The following is a 20,653-nucleotide window of genomic DNA, read 5'->3' on the forward strand; positions in this document are numbered from 1 at the left end:
CACCATGACGCGGACAACCGCTCTTCCGCCTGCCGACCGCCGGGAACCCGGAGAGGTCTTCTCGGCCGGCTTCACCCTCTTCGCCGACATGCTGCTTGTGGGCCTGCTCACCGGCGTCGCCTGCCTGCCCGTCGTCACGGCACCGGCCGCCTTCGCCGCCGCCTCGGCGACCCTGCGCGGGGCGGCGCAGGACGGAGCGCCGGTCACGGCCGGCGGGTTCGCGGGCCGGTTTCGGGCCTGTCTGACCCCGGGCTCCCTCGCCGGCGGGCTGGCCGCGCCGCTCCTCGTCGCCGTCCTGCTGGTCGACTCGGCGCCGGCGCGCGGCGCGCTGCCCGGCGCGGGCGTCATCGCCCCCGCGCTGGTGCTGCTCACCCTCGGTCTCGCGGTGGTGGCACTGCGCACGACCGCGCTGCCGGCACCGCACCGGCTGTCCCCGCGCGAGGGCCTGCTGCGCTCGGTCGCCGGCCCACGCGGCACCCTGCTGCTGGCCGGAGCGGTGGTGACGGCCGCGCTCCTCGCGTGGTCGACACCCCTGCTGATCCCGCTGCTCCCCGGCCCGCTGGCCTTCGCGGCGACCGTCGTGGACCTGCGCTTCACCCGCGAGCGGGCGGCACCCTGCGAGGTTCACCTGCCGACCGAGTAGGAGTGCGCGCCCGTGCCTGCCGCGTAGCGGGCCCGACCGGTCGGCCGAGGGTGAGCAGCTCCTCGTAGAAGCCCCCGAACTCCCGCTCCCGGTCGATGAGATGGATCTCCAGGATCCAGTGGCAGGTGCGGCCGGCCTTGTCGGTGCGGCGCAGCGGGCCGTCGTTGGCCGGGACGATGTAGGAGTCCGTGTCCGCGCCGTCGATCTTCTCGTGCGGGAACTCACCGACCAGATGGCCGGCGTGCCAGCCGCCCAGCTCCCAGCCGGCGTCGACGGCCAGCCGCTCCACCTCGGCGTACAACTGCTTCCCCGTGATGTCCGGGTCGGCGTCGAAGAAGCGGCGCCCCGCGGCGAAGATCTTCGGAAGGTCGTCCCGGAGCCGGTGCTTGACCGGGTCGTCGCCGAGGACGAAGGTGCGGCCGAAGTCGGCCTCGTACTCCTCGAAGATCGGTCCGAAGTCCGCGAACACGATGTCGTCCGTGCCGATGACCCGGTCAGGGGGGTTCTCCCGGTACGGCTTGAGCGTGTTCGGGCCGGAGCGCACGATCCGCTTGTGCCAGTGCCGGGTGGTGCCGAACAGGTCGTTGGCCAGGTCCCGGACCCGGTCGCTGACCGCTCGTTCTCCCTGGCCCGGCGCGATGAGCCCGCGCTCCTCGATCTGAGCGAAGAGACGCTCGGCCTTCGCCTGGGCATCCAGCAGTCGCGCCGCGCGCGTGGGTTCGTCGTCCGCCATGGCGCAAAGCTAACCACCCGGATCGTCTGCGGCAACGGGATTGCGCACGTCTGCCGTCCGGCGCGCGGGGAGCCGCCCGCCTGGGCCTTCGGTGCGGCGCAGCAGGGTCAGCAGCGGGCCGGTCATCGCGGTCGTGACGAGTGCCATGACGACCAGCAGCGCGTACCAGCGGTCGTCGAGCAGGCCCGCCTGTTTGCCGACGTTGAGGGCGATGAGTTCGGTGAGGCCGCGGGTGTTCATCAACGACCCGATGAGCATGCTCTCGTGCCACGTCCGGCCGCCGAGCCGCGCGGCGAGCGTGCAACCGCCGAGTTTGGCGGCGATCGCGACCACGAGCAGCGCGCCCAGGAGCAGGAGATCCCCGGCGCCCAGGCCGTCGATGTGCACGGACCAGCCGGTGCTGATGAAGAAGACGGGCAGGAGCAGGCCGCCCACGCGTTCCGACCACGCCACCAACGCGGGGTCGGGCGTTCCGTCGGAGCGGCGCGGCATCAGCAGCCCGGCCAGGAAGGCGCCGAACACGGCGTGCAGCCCGAGCATGCTGGTGGCCCACCCGGACAGCAGGGCCACCGCGATCAGCGGTCCGTCCCGCAGCCCGTCCGGGATGACGGACGTGCGGCGCAGCACGGGGCGGGCCACCGCCAGCATGGCCAGCAGATAGCAGGCGAGCAGACCGAGCACCACGGCCGGCGAATGGCCTCCGTGCCCGGCGAGTGCGACGACGCCCGCCAGCAGCAGCCACCCGACGACATCGGTCAGCGCCGCGGAGGCGGTGGCCACGGTGCCGGGCACGGTCCCGGAGAGCCCGTGGTCCCGGATGATGCTCGCGAGGACGGGCATGGCCGTGATGGAGAGGGCGACCGCGAGGTAGAGGGGGAACGCCCAGCCGTCCGAGGTTCCCTCCGGCGCTGTTCCCGCCCGTACGGCGAGCCAGCCGACGGCCGCGCCCGAAGCCAGGGGCACGGCCAGGGCGGCGACGGAGACCGTGGTGACCGTACGACCCTGGCGGCGCAGCAGGGACGTGTCCAGTTCGCAGCCGACGGAGAACATGAACAGGACGAGCGCCACCTGCCCCAGCACTCCGAGATACGGGAGTGTCTCGTCCGGCACGAGCAGCGAACTCGGGTCGGACGGAAGCTGACCCAGCACACTCGGGCCCAGCAGGATCCCGGCCAGCACCTGGCCGATGACCGGCGGCTGTCCCAACCGCCGGGCGAGCAGGGAGAGAAGGGCGGCGAGCGCCACGATCACTCCGGTGGCGGCGAGGACGCTCGCGGCGATCCGCTCGGTGTTCACTGCCGCTCCCGCCCGTCGGACGGGCCGAGCGCCTCCCGGGTGAGTAACGGGGTTGCCAACGTCATACGACCGGTTCCGCGAGCGGTGACCGGACGGCGTCGTGCGCCGCCGGCAGGGGCCGGCCGAGGCCCCCGTACACGCGGGCTCGGATCTCGTTCATGCCCTGCGTCACCTCCGTGACCACACCGGTACCGAACAACTCGCCGAACTCGGGCTCCCCGGAGGATACACGGCCGACGTGTTCGAGTGAGGGCCAGGACCAGTGGCCTCGGCCGACTCCGGGCTGCCGTGGTCGGGCGGTCGACTCGCGCTGTGATCCGCGGTGTTGAACGGCCGGCGCGGGTGCGCGAGGGCGTGCACGACCGCCCCCGTGACACCCGCCGCGTCGGCCGCGCGGCGATCGGCGCCGGGTTCGGTCGCATCGTCCTCGGGCTCGACGCGCCCTGCTCGGCAGGGGCCGCCCGCCGGGGTGGTTCGTGTCACGCACTACTGGCTACAGTGGTCGCATGACCAGCACACAACCGGCGCGGGAGACCGGCGTCGTCCCGGCGAACGCCGTAGTCGACGCCCTCGTTCAGCTGTCCTTCCGTGTGCACCGGATCCTCGGCAGGATCGGCGCCGACCACGACCTGTCCGTGGTGCAGATCCGGATGCTGGGAGTGCTGCGCGACCGCGAGCCGAGCATGCTCGCCCTGGCCGGTCACCTCGGGCTGGACAAGTCGTCCATGACCGGGCTCGTCACCCGGGCGGAGAAGCGCGGCCTCGTCCGGCGGGCCCGGGACCCGCGCGACGGGCGGTCCGTCACCGTAGGCCTCACCGCCCATGGCCGGGACCTGGTCAACGCCTGTGCGCGTGATGTCGAGCGGGAGATCGACGGGCTCGTCGCCCCGTTGCCGGAGCGCGCGCGCCGGCAGCTCGTGAGCCGGGTCTCCGAGATCCTCGCCACCGGTGACGCCGGCTGACCCGGTCCCGTGGCCTGCGGCGCCGGGCAACCGCCCTGTTTGACTTGGTACGCGGCACGAACTATCTTCGAATGTAGTACGTGGCACGTACTAAATGAGTCGTGCCGGTCCAGACGGGAGACGCGCATGTACGCGGCCGTTGTCCGATCCTTCGACGCTCCGCCCCGCTTCGAGACCTTCGAGACCCCCCGCCCGCGGGGCGAACACGAGATCCTCGTCGATGTCGTGGCTGCCGGGCTGCACCCACGGGTGCGGTCCGCGGCCGACGGTTCCCACTACACCTCCGACGGCACGCTGCCGATGGTCCCCGGCACGGACGCGGTGGGCCGTACGAGCGACGGGGAACTGCTGTACTTCGTCGCCACCGACGGGGCCGTGGGCACCATGGCCGAGAAGGCGGTCGTCGACCGCAGGCGCGCCATCGCCCTGCCCGTGGACACCGACCCCTTCGCGGTCGCGGCGTTGATGAACCCCGGGATGTCGTCCTGGGTGGCCCTGCGCAGCCGGCTGGACTTCCAGCCGGGCGGCAGCGTGCTGGTGATGGGCGCGACCGGAAACGCCGGACGCCTCGCCGTGCAGATCGCCAAACGCCTGGGCGCCGCCCGCGTAGTTGGGGCGGGCCGCTCGCGTGAGCGCCTGGACCTCCTTGAGGGCCTCGGCGCCGACGCCGTGGTTTCCCTCGACGGCGGCGACGAGGAGATCGCGACCACGCTCGGCCGTGAGGCCGGCGATGTCAACGTCGTCGTCGACTACCTTTGGGGACGGCCCACCGAACAGGCCGTCCCGGCCATCCTCAAGGCCCGCACCGACCGTTCGAAGGCGCTGCACTGGGTCCAGATCGGTTCCGTGGCAGGCCAGGAGATCACGCTTCCCTCGGCCTATCTGCGGGCGGGCAATCTCAACCTCCTCGGCAGCGGCCAGGGTTCCGTCGGCACCCGCGCCATCCTGGCCGAACTGCCCGCCCTCGCCCACGAGATCAGCACCGGCGCACTGACCGGCGAGCCGGTGCCCATGCCGCTGCGGCAGGTGGAGGAGGCCTGGGGCATGCACGTCTCGCCCAGCCGGCGCATCGTCCTGACCAACGACTGAGGCGGTGACCGGGCCGGCGGCGCGACCTGTGAGGATGGGGCGGTGTCCGCCACCGGCGGCGGGTACGAGTTCCGAGGGAGCAGCCAGAGTGTCGAAGCAAGGACCGCAGGGCCCGGTCGAGTGGATGGAACACCACCAGGTCGCGATCTACCTCGTGGCGATGGCCGCCGGAGGACTGCTCGGCCGGCTGGCCCCGGCCGTCGGCCCCGGCCTGGAACACGCCATCACCCCCGTCCTCGGCGCGTTGCTGTTCGTCACCTTCCTCCAGGTCCCGGCCGCCGAACTGCTGCGCTCACTGCGCGACGGCCGGTTCCTGTCCGCCGCCCTGGTGGTGAACTTCGTGGTGGTGCCGCTCGTCGTCGCGGCGATGTTCACGTTCCTGCCCGCCGACCAGGCCCTGCGCGTCGGGGTCCTGCTGGTGCTGTTGTGCCCGTGCGTCGACTACGTGATCGTCTTCTCCGGACTCGCCGGAGGCTCCAGCCGCCGCCTGCTCGCGGCCACCCCGCTCCTGCTGGTCGCGCAGATGCTCCTGCTGCCCGGCTTCCTGTACCTGTTCATGGGCTCCGACCTGGCCGACATCGTCGAGATCCGCCCGTTCGTCGAAGCCTTCCTGGTCCTGATCGTCATTCCCCTGATGCTGGCCTGGGCCCTCCAGGCGTGGGCCGCGCGCCGCCCGGCCGGACGGAAGGTCTCCGAGGCGGCGACCACCACGATGGTCCCGCTGATGGCCGCGACCCTGATCACCGTGGTCGCCTCGCAGGTCCCCAACCTCGGCGACAGCCTGACCAACGTCGCCGCCGTCATCCCCTTCTACGCCGTGTTCCTGGTCGTCATGGCGTTCGCCGGGAAGGCCGTCGCCGGGCTGTTCCGCCTCGACGCCCCCGGCAGCCGGGCGATCGTCTTCACCGGCGCGACCCGCAACTCCCTCGTCGTCCTGCCTCTCGCGCTCGCCCTGCCCGCGGGCCTGGAGGTCGCGGCGGTCGTCGTGGTCACCCAGACTCTCGTCGAAGTCCTCGGCATGGTCACCTACGTCCGCCTCGTACCCCGTCTTGTTCCCGCCCCGGAGCCGGTCGCGCCCGAGCCCGCCGCGCACTGACGAATCCGGCGCGGGCCGGGTGCGGTCGGGGTGGCGAGGACGCGGTGTCAGGGCCGGTCGGCCTGGGCGGCGGCCTCCTCCAGTTCGGTGACGGTCCCCGACATGATCGTCCGTACCTGCCCGGTGATGTGCTGCACGGGCCAGTCCCACCACGCCACGGCGAGGAGCCGGGCGATGTCCGCGGCGTCGTAGCGGGTGCGGACGAGCCGGGCGGGGTTGCCGCCGACGACGCCGTAGTCGGGGACATCGCGGGTGACCACGGCGCCGGCGGCGACGATCGCGCCGTGGCCGATGCGCACACCGGGCATGACCGTGGCACCGTGGCCGAACCACACGTCGTTGCCGACGACCGTGTCACCCCGGCCGGGCAGGCCGGTGATCAGGTCGAAGTGCTCCGCCCAGGAGCCTCCCATGGTGGGGAACGGGAAGGTGGAGGGACCGTCCATGCGGTGGTTGGCGCCGTTCATGATGAACCGGGTGCCCGTCCCCAGCGCGCAGTACTTGCCGATGACAAGCCGCTCGGGACCGTAGTGGTACAGGACGTTGCGTGTCTCGAACGCGGTCGGGTCGTCCGGATCGTCGTAGTAGGAGAAGTCACCGACCTCGATCAGCGGCGACTTCACCAGCGGCCTGAGCAGAACCACACGCGGGTGCTCGGGCATCGGGTGCAGCACGGTGGGGTCGGGTGGAACGGGCGGCATCGTGGCGGCGGTTCCTCTCCAGCGGGTTCCGGTGAGTTCCGGTGAGCTTATGGCGACGGCTGTCGCGTCAGGATGCCGGCACGGCCCTGGCGCCCTCATCAACCGGATACTGATTGCCGATGACCGACCCACTGGACACGACAGCGGACCGCCGTCCGGGCGGTCGCACCGCCCGCGTCCGCGCCCAGGTCCTCGCCGCGGTGCGCGCCGAACTCACCTAGCGCGGCCACGAAGGACTCACGATGGAGGACGTCGCGACGCGGGCCGGAGTGCACCGCGCCACGGTCTACCGGCGTTGGCGCGATGTCGGCGGCCTGCTCGTCAACGTCATCGCCGCCGCGGGCGAGACCGACTGGCAGCCGCCGGACACCGGCTCGCTGCGCGGGGATCTGACGGCCCTCAACCAGGAGATCCAGGAGTCCCTGGTCGTACGGCCGTCGTTCGCCGCCACCCTGATGGCCGCCTCGTTCCACTCCGAACAGGCCGCGCGGGCCCAGACGCGGTTGTGGACGGACCGGTACGCCCAGTGCGAGATCTTCGTCGAGCGCGCCGCCGGGCGCGGTGAACTCCCCGCACCGCACACGGACGCGCGGAGCCTGCCGATCGCCTCCACGGCGCCGCTCTACCACCAACTGGTGCTCCTGCGTGCCGATCCCGACCCGCGGCTTGCGGAACGGGCCGCGGAGGCGGCGGTCCTGGCGGCTGCCGCGGGTGCCTTCTGTGTCCGCCGGGAAGAGAGCGCGTGAGCGAGAAGACGGGGGAGCGAACGCGAGCCGCGAGGTGACAGGGTCGGAGCCATGCCTTTTGATCACAACGACCACTATCACCGCCTGCTGCTGCGCCAGGTGCCGCAAAACCGCGGTACGGCACTGGACGTGGGGTGCGGGACCGGCCGGTTCGCGCGTCGGCGGACGTGACCGAAGTCGAACTTTCCCAGGCGCACTACGACTTCATCTTGTGCCTCGCCGGCATCCACCACATGCCGTTCCACACCGTCGGCGCCCTGCGTGACGCGCTCGCGCCCGGCGGGGTCCTCGTGATCCTGGGGTGCTGTCCGGAGAAGACCCTGCTCGACCGGGCCTGGAGCCTGGCCGCGGCGCCTCGGGAAGAGGTGAGGGCGCCGGTGAGAGAGCCGGCCGTGCCCCTGGCCGAGATCCGCCGGGAAGCCGCGGTGCTGCTGCCCGGATGCCGCGTCCGCAGGCTCCTCCTCTGGCGCTATCTGCTTGTCTTTCGCAACCACGGTTGACGGGACCATGTGGCGTTTCCCCCGCTCCGCCCCGCATCAGCCGAACGGACCCCTGGGCGGCGCGGGATCGCCTGTGCCGCGCGTGAAGGCGTCCAGGATGCGTTCCGCTGCCAGCGTCGCCGTCAACCCGCCCTCCCTCACCCGCTGTTCGAGCCCCGGGGCGAGAGACCGGACGGCCGGGTCGGCATGCAGGCGGCCCAGCAGTTCGTCGCGGACCATGGCCCAGACCCAGTCGACCTGCTGGGTGCGGCGCTTGGCGGCGAGCCGGCCGGTGGAGTCCAGCAGCGTGCGGTGCTGCTCCAGGCGCTCCCAGACGGTGTCCAGCGCGGTCGACTCGCGTGCGCTGCAACTGAGCACCGGCGGAGTCCAGAAGGCGTCCTTGCCGTGCATGAGCCGCAGTGCGCCCGCCAGTTCACGGGCGGCCGTACGGGCGTCGCGTTCGTGCGGGCCGTCTGCCTTGTTGACGGCGATCACGTCCGCCAGCTCAAGGACGCCCTTCTTGATGCCCTGCAACTGGTCGCCGGTGCGGGCCAGGGTGAGCAACAGGAAGGAGTCCACCATGTCGGCGACGGTCGTCTCGGACTGGCCGACACCGACCGTCTCGACCAGCACCACGTCGTAGCCGGCGGCCTCCATCACCACCATCGACTCACGGGTCGCCTTCGCGACCCCGCCGAGCGTCCCCGCGGTGGGGGAGGGGCGCACGAACGCCGCCGGGTCGACGGCCAGGCGTTCCATGCGCGTCTTGTCGCCGAGGATCGAACCGCCCGTCCGGCTCGAGGACGGGTCGACGGCGAGGACCGCGACCCGGTGGCCGAGCCCGGTCAGCATCGTGCCGAAGGCGTCGATGAACGTCGACTTGCCCACACCCGGCACACCGCTGATCCCGATCCGCCGCGCCCTGCCGCTGTGCGGCAGCAGCTCGGTCAGCAACTGCTGGGCCAGAGACCGGTGCTGGGGCCGGGTGGACTCCACGAGAGTGATCGCGCGGGCGATCACCGCACGCCTGCCGTCCAGGACGCCCTTGACGTACGCGTCGAGTTCGAGGGCCATCACGTCACCGGCTCACAGCTCGTCGTGGCCGAGCCCGGCCGCGAGCCGTTCCACCAGGTCGCGCGCCGCGTCCGGGATCACCGTGCCGGGCGGGAACACCGCCGCCGCGCCCATCTCCAGCAGCGTCGGCACGTCCTGCGGCGGGATCACCCCGCCGACGACGACCATGATGTCCTCCCGCCCCTCCTCGGCGAGCGCCTCGCGCAGCGCCGGGACGAGCGTGAGATGCCCGGCGGCCAGGGACGACACCCCGACGATGTGCACGTCCGCCTCGACCGCCTGACGGGCCACCTCGCCCGGGGTCTGGAACAGCGGGCCGACATCCACGTCGAAACCGAGGTCGGCGAAGGCGGTGGCGATCACCTTCTGACCTCGGTCGTGGCCGTCCTGGCCCATCTTGGCGACCAGGATCCGCGGCCGGCGGCCCTCGGCATCGGCGAAGGCGTCCACCACCGCCCGGGTGCGCTCCACGGCCGGCGACTCGCCCGTCTCGTTGCGGTACACACCGGAGATCGTACGGATCTGCCCCGCGTGCCGCCCGTACACCTTCTCCAGCGCGTCGCTGATCTCCCCGACGGTCGCCTTCGCGCGAGCCGCCCGCACCGCCAGCTCCAGCAGGTTGCCCGCACCGCCGGCGGCCCGGGTCAGCGCGTCGAGCGCGTCGCGGCACGCGGTCTCGTCCCGCTCCTCGCGCAGCCGCCGCAGCTTGGCGATCTGCCGCTCGCGCACCGAGGAGTTGTCGACCTTGAGCACGTCGATCTGCTCGTCGGTCTCCACCCGGTACTTGTTCACGCCGATCACCGGCTGCCGCCCGGAGTCGATGCGCGCCTGGGTGCGGGCGGCGGCCTCCTCCACCCGCAGCTTGGGGATGCCCGCGTCGATGGCCTGCGCCATGCCGCCCGCCTGCTCCACCTCCTGGATGTGCTGCCAGGCGCGGCGCGCGAGGTCGTACGTCAGCCGCTCCACGTAGGCGCTGCCGCCCCACGGGTCGATGACGCGGGTCGTGCCGGACTCCTGCTGGAGCAGCAGTTGGGTGTTGCGGGCGATGCGGGCGGAGAAGTCGGTGGGCAGCGCGAGCGCCTCGTCGAGCGCGTTGGTGTGCAGCGACTGGGTGTGGCCCTGGGTGGCCGCCATCGCCTCCACACAGGTGCGGGTGACGTTGTTGAACACGTCCTGCGCCGTCAGCGACCAGCCGGAGGTCTGCGAATGGGTGCGCAGGGAAAGCGACTTGGCGTTCTTCGGGTCGAACTGCCCGACCAGCCTGGCCCACAGCAGCCGGGCCGCCCGCAACTTGGCGATCTCCATGAAGAAGTTCATGCCGATCGCCCAGAAGAACGACAGCCGCGGCGCGAACGCGTCCACGTCCAGCCCCGCCTCCCGCCCGGCCCGGATGTACTCGACCCCGTCGGCCAGCGTGTACGCCAGCTCCAGGTCCGCCGTCGCGCCGGCCTCCTGGATGTGGTAGCCGGAGATGGAGATGGAGTTGTAGCGGGGCATCCGCCGGGAGGTGTAGGCGAAGATGTCGGAGATGATCCGCATCGACGGCTTCGGCGGGTAGATGTAGGTGTTGCGGACCATGAACTCCTTGAGAATGTCGTTCTGGATGGTCCCGGCCAGCTTCTCGGGCGGCACGCCCTGTTCCTCCGCGGCCACGATGTACAGCGCGAGCACCGGCAGCACGGCGCCGTTCATCGTCATCGACACCGTCATGCGGTCCAGCGGGATGCCGTCGAAGAGCTGCCGCATGTCGTAGATGGAGTCGATCGCCACGCCCGCCATGCCGACATCGCCGGTCACCCGCGGGTGGTCGCTGTCGTAGCCGCGGTGGGTGGGCAGGTCGAAGGCGACCGACAGGCCCTTCTGCCCGGCCGCGAGATTGCGGCGGTAGAAGGCGTTGGACTCCTCGGCCGTGGAGAACCCCGCGTACTGGCGGATCGTCCAGGGCTGGTTGACGTACATCGTCGGATAGGGGCCGCGCAGGTACGGCGCGATGCCCGGGTAGGTGCCCAGGAAGTCCAGGCCCTCCAGGTCGTGCCCGGTGTACAGCGGCTTGACCGCGATGGCCTCCGGCGTCTCCCAGAGGAGGTCGTCACCGTCGGCGGCCCTCTTCACGGCCGCCCGCCACTCGTCGAGGGAGGCGTCGGCGGACGGCGTCCCCAGCTCGATCGCCGAGAAGTCGGGGATGGACATCAGGACACTCCCATGCGGTCGAGGGCTGCGGTGAGTACGGCGACGGCGTCGCAGCCGGCGAAGACATAGCTGTCCACGCCCGCGTACGGTCCCGGACGGCCCGCGAGGAACACGTGCTCGGCGCCCGCCTCCCGCAACGCGGCGGCGGTGGACTCGGCCTGCTCCCCGTACAGCGCGTCACTGGAGCACAGGCACGCCTCCCGCGCCCCGCTCTGCGCGAAGCCGCCCTCGGTGACGGGCTCGATGCCGCCGGCCTGGAAGAGGTTGGCGGCGAAGGTGAGCCGGGCGGTGTGCGCGGCGGCCGGGCCGAGCGCGGTCAGATGGACCCGGGGCCGGGTGCCGGTCGCGGCCAGGTGGGCGTCCGAGCGGGCGCGCAGCGCCTCGAACGCCTCGTCCCGCCGCACCCGGGGCAGGCCGCCGGCCGGCTGCTCGGGCGCCGGCTCGCGCAGGACGGGCTTCTCGGCCAGGTGCGGGAACTCGCTGACCCCGGTGACCGGCTCCCGCCGCTTGGCCAGCTTCGCGCTGCGCACGGCCCAGGTCCGCGCCAGCCGCTCGCCGACCGTCCCGGAGCGCAGGGCGGCGGCCTGCCCACCCGCCCGTTCGATGTCCTGGAAGAACTCCCAGGCGGCATGGGCGAGTTCGTCGGTCAGCCGTTCCACGTACCAGGAGCCGCCCGCCGGGTCGATCACCCGGGCCAGATGCGACTCCTCGATCAGGATGGTGGAGGTGTTGCGGGCGATACGGCGCGCGAACGCGTCCGGCAGACCGAGCGCGTGGTCGAAGGGCAGCACGGTCACGGCGTCGGCGCCGCCCGTCCCGGCGGCCAGTGCGGCGACCGTGGTGCGCAGCATGTTCACCCACGGGTCGCGGCGCGTCATCATCACCGTCGAGGTCACCGCGTGCTGGAGCTGCGCGCCCGCGCGCGGCGCCCCGCAGACCTCGGCCACCCGCGCCCACAGCCGGCGTGCGGCGCGCAGCTTGGCGATGGTCAGGAACTGGTCGGCGGTCGCGGCGTACCGGAACTCCAGCTGGGCCAGGGCCTGAGCCGTGTCCAGTCCCGCCGCGGTCAGTTCACGCAGGTAGGCCAGGCCCGTCGCCAGCGAGCAGCCCAGCTCCTGGGCCGCCGAACCGCCGGCCTCGTGGTACGGCAGCGCGTCCACGGTCAGAGCCCGCAGACCCGGGTGGCGTACGGCGCACAGCCGGGCCAGCTCGGTCACCGGCGCGGTGTCGTACGAGCGGCCGGTGCGGGCCTCGTGGCCCAGCGGATCGGCACCGAGGTTGCCGCGCACGGCGTCCGCGCCGACGCCCCTCGCCTCGTACAGGCGCAGCAGCTCACGAGCGGCGGCCTCGAACGCGTCGCCCGGGTCCAGGACGACGGGGGCCAGGTCGAGGTGGACGCCGCCGAGGGCGCGATCGAGCGCGGCGACCGGAAGCCCCGCGGGTTCTCCGACGGCCAGCCACAGGGAGGTGACGCCGTTCTCCAGGTCGGCGAGGACCGACGCCCCGTCGGCCACCGTGTGCCGCTGGCGCACATCCCACCCGCCCGCGCTGCCGGCCTGCGCGCGGGCGCCGCGCACGAAGGGCGGGAAGCCCGGAAGACCGGGGTCGGGGGCGACATCACGCGCGGTGTACAGGGGGCGTACCCGCAGGCCGTCCTCCAGCACGGTGGACAGGGCGTCCTCCGCCTCGTCGTCGGGCACCTCCCTGCCCGACTTGCGCAGCACACCCGCCACCAGGCGCTGCCACTGCTCGTGTGTCGCGTGCGGGAACCCGGCCGCGAGGGCGAGTCCTTCGTCAGGCAGGAGCGTCATGGTCGGATGTTAGGACAGGCCGGTGGACCGGCAGCAGAGGAAGCGGTTGTGACCTTGTTCTCGCCGCGAGTGTGACACGGGCCGCTCACACACCACGAGGTGCGCCGCGCCGCGCCGACCGGACGGCCGAGGTGGCGACGGCGTGGGTGACGGCCGTCCCTCCCTCCGCGGGGATGCTCGCCCACGGCGACGTGCCGCGTCAATCGGGCCGCACCGTCCCCGGCGCGGGCGTGCCCGGCGCGTGCGCCCTGGCCTGCGGCGACAAGCGGCCACCCGGGTTCCGCCACGAGTAAGCATTCGGTGAGAGCGGATCCTCGCCCCTCGGCGCGGTATTGGTCATGTACGGGCCGAGGGGTACGGTTGCTCCGAATCGACGACGGCAGGACGGAAGCCGGTGGGAATCCGGCGCGGTCGCGCCACTGTGTGCCGGCCCCTTCACAACGGGGGCGGCGAGTCAGACCCGTAGCCGTCGTCATGTGCACCACCGAAATGGGACGCGAACTCCCGGAGGAGGCCCCCGCCATGGCGCAGCATGTCGCCCCGCCGACCGCCACCAGCCCCGCCCTGCCCGCCAAACTGCCGATCGGCGCCATCGTTCCGTGGGCGGTCTTCTTCGGCGTCCTGATGCTGGTCCTGCTGTACTTCGTCGGTGCCGAACAGGGTGCCACCGCCCTCGTCTCCGGCGAGGACGTCCACGAGTGGGTGCACGACGCCCGCCACCTGCTCGGCTTCCCCTGCCACTGACGCCGGGAGCCGACATCCTCATGAACTCCACCACGGTGCGCAACCTGCTCGTGCGGGGCATGCTCGCGGGCCTGGGCGCGGGTGTACTCGCGCTGGTCGTCGCCTACTTCCTCGGTGAGCCGAACGTCGACCGGGCGATCGGCTTCGAGGAGGCCCACGCCCACGCCCACGAACACGAGGCCGAACTCGTCTCCCGGAGCCTTCAGTCCACCGCGGGCCTGGCCACCGGTGTCCTGGTCTACGGGGTCGCCTTCGGCGGCATCGCCGCCCTCGCCCACTGCTTCGCCCTCGGCCGCGTCGGCCGCCTCACCCCGCGGGCCACCGCGCTGCTGCTGTCCGGCTGCGCCCTGCTCGCCGTCTACGTCGTGCCGTTCCTCAAGTACCCGGCCAACCCGCCGGCCGTCGGTGACGCCGACACCATCGGCAGGCGGACCACCCTGTACTTCCTGATGATGGTGCTCGGGGTTCTGCTCGCGGTGGCCGCGGCCATCCTCGGCAAGCGGCTCGCCCCGAAGCTCGGCACCTGGTACGCCACCGTCGCGGCGGTGGCCGCGTTCGGCGTCGTGATCGGCGTGGCGTACGCGCTCCTGCCGGCCGTCAACGAGGTGCCGAGCGACTTCCCGGCCACGGTCCTGTGGCGGTTCCGGCTCTCCGCGCTGGCCATGCAGGTCACCCTGTGGGGCGGCTTCGGCCTCCTCTTCGGCGACCTGGCCGAGCGGCTGCTGAACCCCAGGTCCGCCGTCGCGGCCCCGGCGACGGCTCCCGGCTGACCGCCCCGCGTTCATGCACGAGGGCTCTCCGGCGCCTCCAGCGGGCGCCCCAGCCGCAGATTCCACCGTCCGGACCTGCCGGTCAGCTCCGTCGCCGTCAGGGGCGGCACATCCAGCCGCCAGAAGGCCGTGGCGGGCAACCCCAGCGCGTGGACGACGGCCGCACGCACGACCTCGGGCTCGACCACGGCGTGCGTGCGCCCGTCCGTCCGCGCGGCGTCGAGCCACCGGGCCGCCCGAGCACACAGGTCCCGGACGGACTCCCCACCGTGCGGTGCGCAGGCCGGGTCGGTGAGCCAGCGGGTCATCGCCTCCGGCTCGCGGGCGGCGACCTCGTCGAGGGTCAGGCCCCGCCACCGGCCCACGTCCAGGGGCCCCAGTGCCGGCTCGTCCTCACCACCCAGCCCCAGAGCCACGGCCGTCTCGCGACACCGCACACTTTCCGGGGAGACGACCGCACGGCCGGCCCGGGGCAGCGAGCCGGCCGCCGCGCGCGCCCGAGCGGCCCCCGCGTCGTCGAGCGGCCCGCCGTCGTCGAAGCGGGCCTGCCGCAGCGACCGGCTCGTCGCCGGCGAGATGAGAACGACTCTGCTGGTCACGCGGCGGTGCCTCCTGCTCCTTGACGAGTGTGCGGCCGACGGCGAGAGAAAGGACAGCGTATGGCACAGGAGTACGCAGCCGGCGGCGGCCGGGGCCCCGGCGGGACAGGGCCGCTGATCGTGGTGGCGGCGGTCGTCGTGGAGGCCGGGGGCCTCCTGGTGGTGAGCAAGAAGGCGGCTCCCGAGATCTTCTATCTGCCCGGCGGCAAGCCCGACGGCGAAGAGGCGCCGCTGGAGGCACTGGCCCGGGAACTGGACGAGGAACTCGGGGTCCGGCCCGTGGCACCCCGGCAGCTCGCCGTCGTCGAGGCCACGGCGGCACTGGAAGGCGTGCCCATGAGGCTGACGGTCTTCGAGACCGCGATCGACCAGGCCCCCAGGCCCGCCGCCGAGTTGGCCGGCCTGCGCTGGATCACCGGAGGTGAGCACGGCGTCCGGCTCGCTCCCGCGCTCACCGACCACGTACTGCCGATGCTGGGACGGCGCGGCGTTCTGGCGTCGTGAGCGAACCGGAGCCGGCCGGTGAGGTCAGTCGTCGATTCCGGCCACCGCGAGGGCCACCGCGGTGCGCAGGGCGCCCACCATCTCGGCCCTGGCGCTACCGGGACCGGCGCCCGCCTCGGCCGCCCGGTAGGCGTGGTGCTCCACGGCCGCGCGCAGGGCGGCGTTGAGCATGGCGGCCCGGATGGCCGGCCGTACGTCGTCGGCGGGCAGTCCGGCGCGCTCGGCGAGGGCGCGCGCGAAGGCCGGTTCCGCCTCGTCGTGGGTCTGCAACCAGACCGCGCGCAGGCCCGGCTCGGTCCGGGTCAGCCGCAGCAGGGCGCCGATGTCCGGTCCGGTCAGGTCGGCGGTGGCCCACAGGGGCTCGAAGGCGTCCTGGAGCGGACGGCCAGGTTCCCACTGCCGCAGCGCGGCGGCGATCGCGTCGATGCCGGCCGAGAACAGCGGCCGTATGCAGCTCTCCTTGGTGGGGAAGTAGCGCCAGACCGTCCGTGCCGAGACACCGACCGCCCGACCGATCTGCTCGCCCGTGGTCGCCGCGACGCCCTGGGCGGTGAACAGGCCGACCGCCGCGTGGGCGATCTCCAGCCGGACGGCGGCCTTGCGCTCCGGGGTCAGCGGTGGCCGCCCCGTCCGTCCGCGGGCTGCGCTCATCTGCCCCTCCGTGCCGCCGATCGGTGTCCCGGCCATTCTCCACCCGGACTTTATGTCACTGAAGGACAGAAAGTTGTAGGGTGCTGGCGCGGCGCGACACCGGTCCGCCGCACCGACATGCATCCGGACGGAGTCCTTCATGACCGACGGCGAGAACCAGCGCAGCGTGATCGTCACCGGAGGGGGGTCGGGCATAGGCCGCGCGGCGGCGCTGGCCTTCGCCGGGCAGGGCGACCGCGTCGTGGTGGCGGACCTGAACGCCGAGGGCGCCGACAGCGTCGTCAAGGAGATCGAGGAGGCCGGCGGCACCGCGGTGGCCGTCCCGGGCGACCTGAGCGAACAGGCCGTCGTGGACCGGGTGACGGCGACGGCGGTGGAGCGCTTCGGCGGCGTGGACGTTCTGGTGAACAACGCCGGGATCATGGACAGCATGTCGGCGCCGGCCGACGTGAGCGACGCCGAGTGGGAGCGGGTCCTGCGGGTCAACCTCACCGCACCCTTCCTCCTGACCCGCGCCGTACTGCCGCACATGCTGGCCGCGGGGCGCGGCGCCATCGTGAACACCGCCTCGGAGGCCTCCCTGCGCGGCAGCGCCGCGGGCGCCGCGTACACGGCGTCCAAGCACGGCGTGGTGGGGCTGACGAAGTCGCTGGCGGTGATGTACCGCAAGAGCGGCATCCGCGCCAACGCCATCTGTCCGGGCGGCACCGCGACCGCCATCACGGTGGACGCCGACCGGACCGCGCACGGCCCGGCGGCACTCGGCCCGCACTTCGTGAACCTCGGCCGGGTGGCCCGGCCCGAGGAGCAGGCCGCGGCGATCCTGTTCCTGGCCTCGGAGGCCGCGAGCAACATCAACGGTGCGATCCTGCCGGTCGACGACGGCTGGTCCGCGGTCTGACCGCGCGCGTCCGCGGACCACACCGCCGCCTTGCTGGGCGACCGCCCGTTCAGGCCTGGGCGGGAGTCCTCGGCCGGAGGACCTCGTCCAGGGACTCGGCCCGCCAGCGCCCGAGGAGTTCGTGGAAGGCGACGGCGCCGTGCGGATAGGCGGTGGGGCCGTTCGGCCGGCCGCGGCCCTCGGCGTTGTAGTAGCCGGGGGTGCACTCGGCGTGGAACCACTCGTGGTCGGGGGCGCCTTCGCCCAGCACGGCGATCCAGGCGTCCTCGGCCTCGCGGGAGGGTTCGACGAGGCTGCCCCGGGCCTCGGCGGCGGCGACCAGCGCCGCGGCGTGGACGGCGTGTTCGTCCAGCACGTGTGTGTAGTTGACGCTGCTGGCGCTCTGCATCCCGCCCAACTGGATCAGGTTGGGGAAGCCGTTGCTGGTGAAGCCGTGCAGCGTACGCGGGCCCCGCTCGGCCCATGCCTCCTGCAACACCTCGCCGCCCCGACCGCGCACGGGCAGCCGGCCCGAGCGGATGCCGGAGACCCCGACGGAGAACCCGGTGGCGAAGACCAGGCAGTCCAGCGGGTACTCGGTGCCGCCGACCACGACGCCGTGCGCGGTCATCCGCTCGATGCCGTGGGTGTCGGCGGTGTCGACGAGGGTGACGTTGTCCCGGTTGAACGCCTGGAGGTACAGGTCGGAGAAGGTCGGCCGCTTGCACGCGTACCGGTACCAGGGCTTGAGCTTCTCCGCCGTCTCCGGGTCCGTGACGACCTCCTCGACGCGCGCGCGGATCTCGTTCATCTTGGCGGCGTCCGCGACCTCGTAGGCCGCCTCGAAGGCCGCCCGGTCGCCCTGCCGGCGAAAGCTCGGCAGGAGCTTCTCGAGCAGGCCGGCCGAAGTGGTCCACCGGTCCGCGACGAGGTCGTCCTCGACGGTCTCGCCGGAGACGATGCGCAGGAAGTTGTCCCGGCGCTCGCTCGCCCAGCCGTGGTGGTCGGCGCCAACGTCCCGGGCGGTGGTGCGGCGGTTGGCGCGCACGTCCACGGTGGAGGGGGTGCGCTGGAAGACGTAGAGATGCCCGGCGTCCTCGGCCAGCTTCGGGACGACCTGGATGCCGGTGGCGCCGGTGCCCACGACGCCGACCCGCTTGTCGGCGAGGCCGGTGAGACCGCCGTCCGCGGTGCCGCCGGTGTAGGCGTAGTCCCAGCGCGAGGTGTGGAAGGTGTGGCCCTCGAACTCCTCGATGCCGGGGATGCCGGGCAGTTTCAGCTCGGTCAGGGTGCCGGTGGCCGTGACGACGTACGTGGCCCGGAACTCGTCGCCCCGGTCGGTCGTGACGACCCACACCTCGGACGTGTCGTCCCAGGACAGCGACGTGACCGCGGTGGAGAACAGGGCGTCGGAGCAGAGGTCGAACTTCTCGGCGATGCGCACCGCGTGCCGGCGGATCTCCTCACCGGGCGCGTACTTCCACTCCGGCACGTAACCGGTCTCGTCGAGCAGCGGCAGATACACGTGCGACTCGATGTCGCAGTGGATGCCGGGGTACCGGTTCCAGTACCAGGTTCCCCCGAAGTCACCGCCCTTCTCGATGACACGCACGCGCCCGATCCCCTGCATGCGCAGCCGCGCCCCCGCGAGGAGCCCGCCGAATCCGCCGCCGACCACCGCGACGTCCACCCTGTCCCGCACCGGCTCACGCTCGGCCGCCGCGTCGGTGTAGGGGTCGTCGGCGTAGTAGGCGAACTCGGCGTCGGCGCCGAGATACTGCCGGACGCCGTCGGGGCGCACTCGTCGCTCGCGCTCGGTCCGGTAACGCTCCCTGAGTTCGGCGAGCGCCGCGGGCGTCAGCTCTTGTGAATGTGCCATGTGGGGGGACCTCAATCCTTCCGGTTGTCCGCAAAGGGGCCATCTCGCCCGTGAACTGGGCGGGGAGCAGGCGGACTTGATCAGCCGTGCACTACGGTAACAACAACCGGACAGTGATGTCCGGTTGGTACGCAGGTTGCTTCCGCATACTTTCGGGCAGGAAAAGTGATTCAGATGCGACGACTCCCGAGCCGGCCGCTGGCCGGGCTCGCCACGATCGGTGTGCTGGCCCTCGCGGGGTGCGGCACACAGCCGGCCGGCGACCGCGCGCGGGCGGGGACCGGCGCGGGGGACCGGACCCTGCGCGCGCAGCAGGTCGTGCGCCTCACGACGGCGCACGAGCAGACCGGGATGACCCTGCTGGAGGGACCGACCTTCGACAAGGAGGGCAAGCTGCTCGTCGTCGACGTCACCGCCCCGGCCGGCGAGCCGAAGGTGCTGCGCGTGGATCTCCGCGAGAAGACGTCGCAGGGGATCTACACCGACGACCACGGCGCCTACACCTCGGCCCAGTTCAGCCCGTACGACGGGCGGATCTACCTGACCGACTTCGCCGGCGGCGCCGTCGTCAGCCTGGCTCCGGACGGCGGTGACGCGCGGACCTTCTTCTCCGGCGAGGTCGACGGCGCGCCGATGAACCCGGACGACCTCGCCTTCGACCGGGAGGGCAACCTCTACGTCAGCGACTCGCGCGGCATGTCCGAGGGCGAGGCGAAGGGCCGCATCGTGCGCGTGGACCGCTCGGGCAAGGAGGCCACCGTCCTGGTGGACGGCCTCGCCGCGCCGAACGGCATCTCCTTCGACGCGGACTACCGCGGGCTGTGGTTCAGCGAGTTGACGCAGAACCGCGTCTCCTACCTCCTCCTCGACGGGAAGGGCTCCGTGTCCTCGCGGCACACCGCCATCCGGGTCGACGGCGGAATCGCGCAGACCGACTCGATCGCGGTGGACGCCGACGGCAACCTCTACCAGGGGCTGCACGGCCGGCCCGCGATGGCGGTGTACAGCAAGAACGGTGAGCGCCTGGCCACCGTGGAGGTACCGGCCCGTGCCGCCGCCGGACTGGAATCGGCGACCAACGTGGCCATCACGCCCGGCGGGACCCGGGCCTACATGACCGTCAGCGGACCGGACGGAGGCTACCTGTACGCCTTCGACGCCCTGGCGAAGGGCACCCGGCAGTCCAACGGCGGCTGACCTGCGCGCCGGGCGCGTCAGTCTTCGAACGGCCGCACAGGCCCCACCTCGACACCGAGGAGCCGCCAGGCCGCCCGTGCCCGGCGTTCCCGGTGCTCGCGGGTGTGGCCGGTGACGGCCCCGGAGACCATGCCGACGGCGATCATGAGATCGCCGGGCTCGGCGGCGAGCGGATGCCCCCGTCTCAGATGCCGGCGCAGGGCGCGTTCGACCCGCCGGGACAGTGGCCGCGCGTACGCGGGGACGGCCGGGCCGCTGCCCGCGCTGTCCGCGTGCAGAACGCCGATGAAGGCCGCCGACTCCCTCAGATGCCAGGTCAGGACGCCGAGAACCTCGGCCAGGCAGGTGCTTTCGTCCGCCGCCCGCTCGACCTGACGCACGTTCTCCTCCAGCACCGCGCTCGCCACGGCGGCCCGGTCGGGGAAGTGCCGGTACAGCACGCCCTGTCCGACCCCGGCACGGCGCGCGATCGCGGACAGCGGCGCGTCCAGCCCGTGTTCCGAGTAGACCTCTCGGGCGGCGGTGATGAGGGCGGCACGGTTACGGGCGGCGGCCTTGGACCCGCCGCTCGCGGGCCGCCGCATGTCGGGCGCGGGTTGCTGCGTCACC

Annotated in this window: 21 protein-coding genes, 1 pseudogene and 1 riboswitch; of the genes and pseudogenes, 12 read left to right on the forward strand and 10 right to left on the reverse strand. The window is 72.6% G+C overall.

Annotated elements, in window-relative coordinates; all coding sequences use genetic code 11:
- The first annotated feature begins 4 nt into the window (after positions 1-4).
- The gene (locus AC4IHM_RS32765; protein ID WP_490870598.1) at positions 5-643 is read left to right on the forward strand and encodes a hypothetical protein; all 639 of its coding nucleotides are present in this window, start codon (positions 5-7) and stop codon (positions 641-643) included.
- Here the strand turns inward: AC4IHM_RS32765 and AC4IHM_RS32770 are convergent.
- Entirely contained in the window at positions 594-1,376 is a 783-nt protein-coding gene (locus AC4IHM_RS32770; RefSeq protein ID WP_490870599.1) for a M24 family metallopeptidase, read from the reverse strand. The two genes, AC4IHM_RS32765 and AC4IHM_RS32770, sit on opposite strands and share 50 nt — an antisense overlap.
- 9 nt (positions 1,377-1,385) lie before the next feature.
- Complete coding sequence (locus tag AC4IHM_RS32775; RefSeq protein ID WP_490870600.1) at positions 1,386-2,672, reverse strand: cation:proton antiporter; 1,287 nt, start codon at positions 2,670-2,672, stop codon at positions 1,386-1,388.
- Positions 2,673-3,178: 506 nt separating this feature from the next.
- On the opposite strand from AC4IHM_RS32775, the gene AC4IHM_RS32780 reads away from it, so the two are divergent.
- The 3 genes from AC4IHM_RS32780 (at position 3,179) to AC4IHM_RS32790 (ending at position 5,819) form a co-directional block, all read left to right on the forward strand.
- Entirely contained in the window at positions 3,179-3,634 is a 456-nt protein-coding gene (locus AC4IHM_RS32780; protein ID WP_490870601.1) for a MarR family winged helix-turn-helix transcriptional regulator, read from the forward strand.
- 126 nt (positions 3,635-3,760) lie between these two features.
- Positions 3,761-4,723, forward strand: coding sequence for a quinone oxidoreductase family protein (locus AC4IHM_RS32785; RefSeq protein WP_490870602.1), 963 nt, complete (start codon positions 3,761-3,763; stop codon positions 4,721-4,723).
- A 124-nt stretch (positions 4,724-4,847) separates the two neighbouring features.
- Complete coding sequence (locus AC4IHM_RS32790) at positions 4,848-5,819, forward strand: bile acid:sodium symporter (RefSeq protein WP_490871002.1); 972 nt, start codon at positions 4,848-4,850, stop codon at positions 5,817-5,819.
- 47 nt (positions 5,820-5,866) lie between these two features.
- On the opposite strand, the gene AC4IHM_RS32795 is transcribed toward AC4IHM_RS32790, so the two are convergent.
- The gene (locus AC4IHM_RS32795) at positions 5,867-6,520 is read right to left on the reverse strand and encodes a CatB-related O-acetyltransferase (protein ID WP_490870603.1); all 654 of its coding nucleotides are present in this window, start codon (positions 6,518-6,520) and stop codon (positions 5,867-5,869) included.
- 119 nt (positions 6,521-6,639) lie between these two features.
- Between AC4IHM_RS32795 and AC4IHM_RS32800 the strand changes: the two are divergent.
- Positions 6,640-7,266: pseudogene (locus AC4IHM_RS32800) on the forward strand (TetR/AcrR family transcriptional regulator).
- A 167-nt stretch (positions 7,267-7,433) separates the two neighbouring features.
- Positions 7,434-7,766: a hypothetical protein gene (locus AC4IHM_RS32805; RefSeq protein ID WP_490870604.1), complete on the forward strand. Its 333-nt coding sequence runs from the start codon at positions 7,434-7,436 to the stop codon at positions 7,764-7,766.
- Positions 7,767-7,802: 36 nt separating this feature from the next.
- Here AC4IHM_RS32805 and meaB read toward each other — a convergent pair whose 3' ends face one another.
- From meaB to AC4IHM_RS32820, 3 genes are read right to left on the reverse strand one after another with little or no spacing between them, the layout of a single operon-like run.
- Positions 7,803-8,819 carry a methylmalonyl Co-A mutase-associated GTPase MeaB gene (gene meaB, locus AC4IHM_RS32810; RefSeq protein ID WP_490870605.1) on the reverse strand — a complete coding sequence of 339 codons (1,017 nt, stop codon included), beginning with the start codon at positions 8,817-8,819 and terminating at the stop codon, positions 7,803-7,805.
- A 12-nt stretch (positions 8,820-8,831) separates the two neighbouring features.
- Positions 8,832-11,009 carry a methylmalonyl-CoA mutase gene (scpA, locus tag AC4IHM_RS32815; RefSeq protein ID WP_490870606.1) on the reverse strand — a complete coding sequence of 726 codons (2,178 nt, stop codon included), beginning with the start codon at positions 11,007-11,009 and terminating at the stop codon, positions 8,832-8,834.
- Entirely contained in the window at positions 11,009-12,820 is a 1,812-nt protein-coding gene (locus tag AC4IHM_RS32820) for a methylmalonyl-CoA mutase family protein (protein WP_490870607.1), read from the reverse strand. Before AC4IHM_RS32820 ends, scpA begins: the two co-directional genes overlap by 1 nt.
- Before the next feature lie 146 nt (positions 12,821-12,966).
- On the opposite strand from AC4IHM_RS32820, the gene AC4IHM_RS32825 reads away from it, so the two are divergent.
- From AC4IHM_RS32825 to AC4IHM_RS32835, 3 genes are all read left to right on the forward strand, one after another.
- On the forward strand, positions 12,967-13,113 hold the full coding sequence (locus tag AC4IHM_RS32825; protein WP_490870608.1) for a hypothetical protein: 147 nt from the start codon (positions 12,967-12,969) through the stop codon (positions 13,111-13,113).
- Between the two features lie 67 nt (positions 13,114-13,180).
- Positions 13,181-13,305: riboswitch (cobalamin riboswitch) on the forward strand.
- Between the two features lie 37 nt (positions 13,306-13,342).
- Positions 13,343-13,564 (forward strand): CbtB domain-containing protein, encoded by a 222-nt coding sequence (locus tag AC4IHM_RS32830; protein ID WP_490870609.1) that lies wholly within the window; start codon positions 13,343-13,345, stop codon positions 13,562-13,564.
- Positions 13,565-13,584: 20 nt separating this feature from the next.
- On the forward strand, positions 13,585-14,334 hold the full coding sequence (locus AC4IHM_RS32835) for a CbtA family protein (RefSeq protein ID WP_490870610.1): 750 nt from the start codon (positions 13,585-13,587) through the stop codon (positions 14,332-14,334).
- 11 nt (positions 14,335-14,345) lie between these two features.
- On the opposite strand, the gene AC4IHM_RS32840 is transcribed toward AC4IHM_RS32835, so the two are convergent.
- Positions 14,346-14,933 carry a histidine phosphatase family protein gene (locus tag AC4IHM_RS32840; protein ID WP_490870611.1) on the reverse strand — a complete coding sequence of 196 codons (588 nt, stop codon included), beginning with the start codon at positions 14,931-14,933 and terminating at the stop codon, positions 14,346-14,348.
- Between the two features lie 60 nt (positions 14,934-14,993).
- On the opposite strand from AC4IHM_RS32840, the gene AC4IHM_RS32845 reads away from it, so the two are divergent.
- Entirely contained in the window at positions 14,994-15,437 is a 444-nt protein-coding gene (locus AC4IHM_RS32845; RefSeq protein WP_490870612.1) for an NUDIX hydrolase, read from the forward strand.
- Positions 15,438-15,461: 24 nt separating this feature from the next.
- Here AC4IHM_RS32845 and AC4IHM_RS32850 read toward each other — a convergent pair whose 3' ends face one another.
- Positions 15,462-16,088 carry a TetR/AcrR family transcriptional regulator gene (locus AC4IHM_RS32850; protein WP_490870613.1) on the reverse strand — a complete coding sequence of 209 codons (627 nt, stop codon included), beginning with the start codon at positions 16,086-16,088 and terminating at the stop codon, positions 15,462-15,464.
- Positions 16,089-16,227: 139 nt separating this feature from the next.
- Here AC4IHM_RS32850 and AC4IHM_RS32855 point away from each other — a divergent pair, with 139 nt between their 5' ends.
- Positions 16,228-16,989, forward strand: coding sequence for an SDR family NAD(P)-dependent oxidoreductase (locus AC4IHM_RS32855; RefSeq protein WP_490870614.1), 762 nt, complete (start codon positions 16,228-16,230; stop codon positions 16,987-16,989).
- 49 nt (positions 16,990-17,038) lie between these two features.
- On the opposite strand, the gene AC4IHM_RS32860 is transcribed toward AC4IHM_RS32855, so the two are convergent.
- A complete protein-coding gene (locus AC4IHM_RS32860) occupies positions 17,039-18,847 on the reverse strand; it encodes a flavin-containing monooxygenase (protein ID WP_490870615.1) in 1,809 nt (602 codons plus the stop codon).
- Between the two features lie 174 nt (positions 18,848-19,021).
- Between AC4IHM_RS32860 and AC4IHM_RS32865 the strand changes: the two genes are divergently transcribed.
- Positions 19,022-20,044 (forward strand): SMP-30/gluconolactonase/LRE family protein, encoded by a 1,023-nt coding sequence (locus tag AC4IHM_RS32865; RefSeq protein WP_490870616.1) that lies wholly within the window; start codon positions 19,022-19,024, stop codon positions 20,042-20,044.
- A gap of 17 nt (positions 20,045-20,061) precedes the next feature.
- Here the strand turns inward: AC4IHM_RS32865 and AC4IHM_RS32870 are convergent, their stop codons facing one another.
- Complete coding sequence (locus tag AC4IHM_RS32870) at positions 20,062-20,652, reverse strand: TetR/AcrR family transcriptional regulator (protein ID WP_490870617.1); 591 nt, start codon at positions 20,650-20,652, stop codon at positions 20,062-20,064.
- Position 20,653: the final 1 nt, after the last annotated feature.

This window comes from Streptomyces sp. SL06 (assembly GCF_058244745.1).

Bases quoted from the DNA above. Each gene is read 5' to 3' on its own strand.
- AC4IHM_RS32845 (WP_490870612.1), top strand. From the start codon at position 14,994: ATGGCACAGGAGTACGCAGCCGGCGGCGGCCGGGGCCCCGGCGGGACA.
- scpA (WP_490870606.1), bottom strand. From the start codon at position 11,009: ATGTCCATCCCCGACTTCTCGGCGATCGAGCTGGGGACGCCGTCCGCC.
- AC4IHM_RS32860 (WP_490870615.1), bottom strand. From the start codon at position 18,847: ATGGCACATTCACAAGAGCTGACGCCCGCGGCGCTCGCCGAACTCAGG.
- AC4IHM_RS32850 (WP_490870613.1), bottom strand. From the start codon at position 16,088: ATGAGCGCAGCCCGCGGACGGACGGGGCGGCCACCGCTGACCCCGGAG.
- AC4IHM_RS32865 (WP_490870616.1), top strand. From the start codon at position 19,022: ATGCGACGACTCCCGAGCCGGCCGCTGGCCGGGCTCGCCACGATCGGT.
- AC4IHM_RS32785 (WP_490870602.1), top strand. From the start codon at position 3,761: ATGTACGCGGCCGTTGTCCGATCCTTCGACGCTCCGCCCCGCTTCGAG.
- meaB (WP_490870605.1), bottom strand. From the start codon at position 8,819: ATGGCCCTCGAACTCGACGCGTACGTCAAGGGCGTCCTGGACGGCAGG.
- AC4IHM_RS32835 (WP_490870610.1), top strand. From the start codon at position 13,585: ATGAACTCCACCACGGTGCGCAACCTGCTCGTGCGGGGCATGCTCGCG.
- AC4IHM_RS32770 (WP_490870599.1), bottom strand. From the start codon at position 1,376: ATGGCGGACGACGAACCCACGCGCGCGGCGCGACTGCTGGATGCCCAG.
- AC4IHM_RS32765 (WP_490870598.1), top strand. From the start codon at position 5: ATGACGCGGACAACCGCTCTTCCGCCTGCCGACCGCCGGGAACCCGGA.
- AC4IHM_RS32855 (WP_490870614.1), top strand. From the start codon at position 16,228: ATGACCGACGGCGAGAACCAGCGCAGCGTGATCGTCACCGGAGGGGGG.
- AC4IHM_RS32780 (WP_490870601.1), top strand. From the start codon at position 3,179: ATGACCAGCACACAACCGGCGCGGGAGACCGGCGTCGTCCCGGCGAAC.
- AC4IHM_RS32795 (WP_490870603.1), bottom strand. From the start codon at position 6,520: ATGCCGCCCGTTCCACCCGACCCCACCGTGCTGCACCCGATGCCCGAG.
- AC4IHM_RS32830 (WP_490870609.1), top strand. From the start codon at position 13,343: ATGGCGCAGCATGTCGCCCCGCCGACCGCCACCAGCCCCGCCCTGCCC.
- AC4IHM_RS32790 (WP_490871002.1), top strand. From the start codon at position 4,848: ATGGAACACCACCAGGTCGCGATCTACCTCGTGGCGATGGCCGCCGGA.
- AC4IHM_RS32820 (WP_490870607.1), bottom strand. From the start codon at position 12,820: ATGACGCTCCTGCCTGACGAAGGACTCGCCCTCGCGGCCGGGTTCCCG.